The 4,210-nt window shown below is 31.9% G+C and carries 7 protein-coding genes; 2 read left to right on the plus strand and 5 right to left on the minus strand.

Features of this window, described 5'->3' with window-relative positions; translation table 11 throughout:
* On the plus strand, positions 1-1,134 hold a 1,134-nt coding region (locus LS72_RS10015; protein ID WP_138155320.1), incomplete at its 5' end, for a DUF2972 domain-containing protein.
* On the opposite strand, the gene LS72_RS11620 is transcribed toward LS72_RS10015, so the two are convergent.
* Together LS72_RS11620 and LS72_RS10020 are read right to left on the minus strand one after the other, a co-directional pair.
* Positions 1,131-1,259, minus strand: a complete 129-nt coding sequence (locus LS72_RS11620) for a hypothetical protein (protein ID WP_269149293.1) — start codon at positions 1,257-1,259, stop codon at positions 1,131-1,133. The two genes, LS72_RS10015 and LS72_RS11620, sit on opposite strands and share 4 nt — an antisense overlap.
* 7 nt (positions 1,260-1,266) lie before the next feature.
* Entirely contained in the window at positions 1,267-1,575 is a 309-nt protein-coding gene (locus LS72_RS10020; protein WP_034554992.1) for a DUF2325 domain-containing protein, read from the minus strand.
* 197 nt (positions 1,576-1,772) lie between these two features.
* Between LS72_RS10020 and fur the strand changes: the two genes are divergently transcribed.
* Positions 1,773-2,228, plus strand: coding sequence for a ferric iron uptake transcriptional regulator (fur, locus tag LS72_RS10025; RefSeq protein ID WP_034554991.1), 456 nt, complete (start codon positions 1,773-1,775; stop codon positions 2,226-2,228).
* Here fur and LS72_RS10030 read toward each other — a convergent pair whose 3' ends face one another.
* From LS72_RS10030 to LS72_RS11735, 3 genes are all read right to left on the minus strand, one after another.
* A complete protein-coding gene (locus tag LS72_RS10030; protein WP_034554990.1) occupies positions 2,229-2,690 on the minus strand; it encodes a phosphoribosyltransferase in 462 nt (153 codons plus the stop codon).
* 9 nt (positions 2,691-2,699) lie between these two features.
* Complete coding sequence (gene mqnE / locus LS72_RS10035; RefSeq protein WP_034554988.1) at positions 2,700-3,746, minus strand: aminofutalosine synthase MqnE; 1,047 nt, start codon at positions 3,744-3,746, stop codon at positions 2,700-2,702.
* 352 nt (positions 3,747-4,098) lie between these two features.
* Positions 4,099-4,210 (minus strand): DUF2972 domain-containing protein (locus LS72_RS11735; protein ID WP_138155321.1); only part of this gene is annotated, 112 nt, incomplete at its 5' end.

Raw genomic sequence — 4,210 nt, forward strand, 5'->3', positions numbered from 1 at the left:
AAGAATGAAGAATCCTTACAACCTTATGCTAATTTAAGTTATGAGAGTATTCCTGCTTCCCTTGCTTGGGATTTGAATTTGCCATTAGTTGGGGGGTATGATTTAATTTTTATAGGTCGTGGTGTTAGCGGACATGCAGCATTATGGAGATACTTATCTTTGTGCGGTATTAGTGTCAAAGCAATACGCGAGGGAGATCAAAAAGCTATGTTTCTTCCATTATATCCTAGAGATAGTGCAGAAAATACTTGTATAGCCCTCATTACTTGGTGGAATCATAATAGATTAAAACAAGCAAGCTTATTAGATAAAAATGTTCCTGTGATATTTCTTGTGCGGGATCCTATTTCTCGGTTAAAATCTGCGATGAATCATGGTAATGGTATAGGAAATGGAGAGTTTGTATTAGGGGATGATTTAGAGAAGGTATTGGATAGGAAGCGATATTATAAAAATAGCAGAACGATAAATCCAGAGAGTCTTGAGCATCTCTGGAGAGCGTATGATTTTAGGGATTATACAAATGTTGCTTGGTTTAGTGGTAAAGAAATTGTTTATGTAGATATGCAAGAGATTATGCCAAATCGTGCATTTGAGACAATGACAAGATTATCTAAAATAGTTGGATTTAATCCGCCAAAGCCAGAGAATAAGCATTTATTTGAAATGCAATCAGTAGTATTTGAATTAGCACATACATTGCCTTTAACATTAAAAGTGAAATGCGATTACAATGTGATTTGCATTGAAATTACAAGGGATATTTATACAAACCCAAACAAATATTTATTAAATAATGAATTAACGCCACATTTAATGCTAGAGCAAATTGGTATTAGGCTTGAAACTGAACATTATGCAATTTTATTCCAAAATAAACCATTATTTAAAGAAGTTTTAGAGTATTTGGATAAATTTGTCTTAGCACTTTGGGAAAAAAAGGAATGGATAAGACAAATGCAATGGAATGAGGCAAGGGTGTTAGAATACCTAAGAGACAATAAACCTCTACGCAATGAAATTTATAGGAAACTAGAAAGAGAATTAGTGCATATTAAATCTCATCGTCCTGATATTGTAAAGTCTTGGAAATATTATCAAGAGTTTCTTAGGATTTGTGAAGTGTTGGATTAAACTCCTAAAGTAATCACCCCATAAAGTCTTAAATCCACTAAAATATATTTCTTAAATAATCCCTCCTCTACCACATTATTTATAGCATTGCTCCATACCCATAGGAGGCGAATTGCTCCTTGCACTTAAGCCCTACTTAAAGGGGCAATTTTTACGCTCTTCACCAAAAACCCTCACACATTCACAATATAAACAACTTACACTCCTTTTGGTGCAAATTATAGGAATCTCCTTCTTTTTTGCCGCATTACGAAATTTTTTCATCGTATTATGGTTTAAGAAATTCGTTAGCATCACAAGGCAAGAAATATTTTTAGGTAAATCTTTATGATTAACGCTCTCCCTTCTTCCATCCCAGTGTGTAATTTCGTTGCAACCAAAATCCTTTAATACTGCTTTAATAGGAGTAATTTCATCACCTCCAATAACTAAAACCGACATTGTCTCTCCTTAAATATTAAATTAGAACACTTCTATAAAAGAACTTAATAAAATAATAATCAATATTAACTTAATAATTAATAAAAATAATTATCATTTTATATTTGTTTTTTGTAGTATTATTGTGCTATACTCCTAAAGTTTTATTTCCCACTAATAATTCAAAAAGTATCTTAAATAATACAAAAGGGCTAACAATGAAAAAGTATAAAGAATCTCTTAAAACCATCCTTGATAGATTACATCTCTCAATAAGAAAAAACAATCTTAAAAATTCCAAACAAAGAGAATTTATCCTAAAAGCTATTTATGAGGATGGAGGGCATTTAAGTCCAGAAGATATTTTTGCAATTATTAAAAAAACTTACAAAAATACAAGTATTTCCTCTATTTATAGAATCCTATCCTTTCTTGAAAAAGAAGGTTTTGTAAATTCGCTAGAAGTGGATAAGACAGGAAAACGTTATGAAATTGCTAGCGGACTTCACCACGACCATATTATTTGCGTAGAGTGTGGCAAAATTGAAGAGTTTTGTAATGAAGAGATAGAAAATCTCCAAATAGAAGTAGCTAATTCTCACAACTCCAAGCTTGTAGGACACGATATGCTTTTGTATGTGGTATGCAAAGACTGTCTAAAGCGTCAAAAATAACTAACTCTCTCGCCTTTCTCTAAGGGATTTAAGAATATCAACCTCCCAAAAAAACTCAATCCATTCCTTAGCCTCTTGAATAAAATAATCAGGTTGTATTCTTGCATTTTTCTTAGCAAAAATCACAGCAGTTTTAAACTCAATATTAGGATTAATATTTTTTAAAATACTTAAAACCCTCTCCATACTTGTTCCGCTATCAATAATCTCATCGACAATTAAGATTTTTGAATTATCTCTTAATTCTGGTATATTAGAGACTTGTAACTCTTGTTGAATTTTATTAACAAAAGAAATCGCATTTATTGTATAAATTTTACGCAAATCTAAAGCAATCCCTAAAAAATGTGCCATTGTCAATCCGCCTCTTGAAATCGCCACAATACCATCAGGATTAAAATCAAGCTTGCAAACTAGGGTTTCCATATCAGTTTTAAAGGACTCATAACTATAATACCGCATAAACACCCCTTAATAAACTTTTACCTCATTATACAAACTATCACGCTCAACTGCTATAAATCCCGCATTAATAATCTGTGCCACTAACTCATCTTTCAAAATTCCATTAGCACTTTTACTCCCACTTGCACTTTGAATAGCTTCTTTTTGGATGGTCCCATCAATATCATCTGCCCCAAACTCCTGTGCTACAATAGCAAGATTAATGCCTAAAGTCGCCCAATAAGCTTTAATATGAGGAATATTAGGCAACAAGATTCTAGCAATAGCAATAGTCTTTAAAATTTCCTGCCCACTGGGGAAGTCTTTAACCTGTAAAAAGTTATTCTCCTTTTGATAAACAAGTGGAATAAAAGCATTAAATCCCCCACTATCCTCTTGCTGATGATATAATCTCAATAAATGATCAATCCTATGCTCCCTGCTCTCTATATGTCCAAACAGCATTGTCGCATTAGATTTTTTACCCAAACTATGCCAAAAGCTATGTGTTGCCAACCAAGTCTTAGAATCTACTTTTCCCTTACAAATATATTCTCGTATCTTTTCATCAAAAATTTCAGCCCCACCACCTGGCATTGAATCCACACCTGCTTTAGCCATAGATTCTAAAACCTCTTGATAAGTTATTCCTGTAATTTTTGCTAAGTAATTCACTTCCGCTGCTGTTAAAGCCTTAAGATGAATGGAAGGAAATGCTTGTTTCAAAGCCTCAAATACCTCTAAATACCACTTTAAATTTAATTTAGGATTATGTGCCCCCACAATATGCAATTCCAACGCCCCTAAATGTATAGCTTTCTTTGCCCTAATTAAAACCTCTTCTTTGCTTAGAGTATAAGGATTTGGATTTTTTCTATGCACGGAAAATCCACAAAATCTACAAAAATCCGAACATTCATTAGTAGGATTAATATGAGCATTAGAGTTAAAAAACACTTTTTTGCCAAAATACTTTTGCCTAATCGTATCTGCCATTTTGCCTAAGGTGAAAATATCTAAATCATAAAGTTTTAGTGCTTCTTTGGGATTTAAAAAATCTGAATGAATATTCATCGCAAACCCTTAAATTTACTAAAATTTCAAGTATTATACAAAAACATTGCTTCATTTTTATTACATTGAAGACAAGCAAGATTTGAATATTTCATCAAACCCAATCATACTGCAACACAACTGCAATAAAAGGAATAATGAAACCAACTAATCTTATATGATCCCTTAAAATTCAACTATTTTGTTTATATTATTAACACACCTTAGTTTTGTTACTAAAGTCGATGAAATATCTCGAAAACACTTTATAAGAATCCACTAACGAAGCACACATTGTATAAACAATTCACGCACATTTACAAATCCATCATCATTTAAAAATAAAGCCCAAGACGCAAGATTATAAAATAATTTAATCCAACACTTCACAAATCCTAAGAAACTCTTGATAATATTTCCAAGACTTTAGAATATCAGGATAATATTCTTTAACAAAAGTTAAATTTTTATCAAATACCTTTTTG

This window comes from Helicobacter apodemus (assembly GCF_000765745.2).
GTDB lineage: Bacteria > Campylobacterota > Campylobacteria > Campylobacterales > Helicobacteraceae > Helicobacter_D > Helicobacter_D apodemus.

Coding starts and splice junctions, on each gene's coding strand:
- LS72_RS10020 (WP_034554992.1), bottom strand. CDS start 1,575: ATGTCGGTTTTAGTTATTGGAGGTGATGAAATTACTCCTATTAAAGCA.
- fur (WP_034554991.1), top strand. CDS start 1,773: ATGAAAAAGTATAAAGAATCTCTTAAAACCATCCTTGATAGATTACAT.
- LS72_RS10030 (WP_034554990.1), bottom strand. CDS start 2,690: ATGCGGTATTATAGTTATGAGTCCTTTAAAACTGATATGGAAACCCTA.
- mqnE (WP_034554988.1), bottom strand. CDS start 3,746: ATGAATATTCATTCAGATTTTTTAAATCCCAAAGAAGCACTAAAACTT.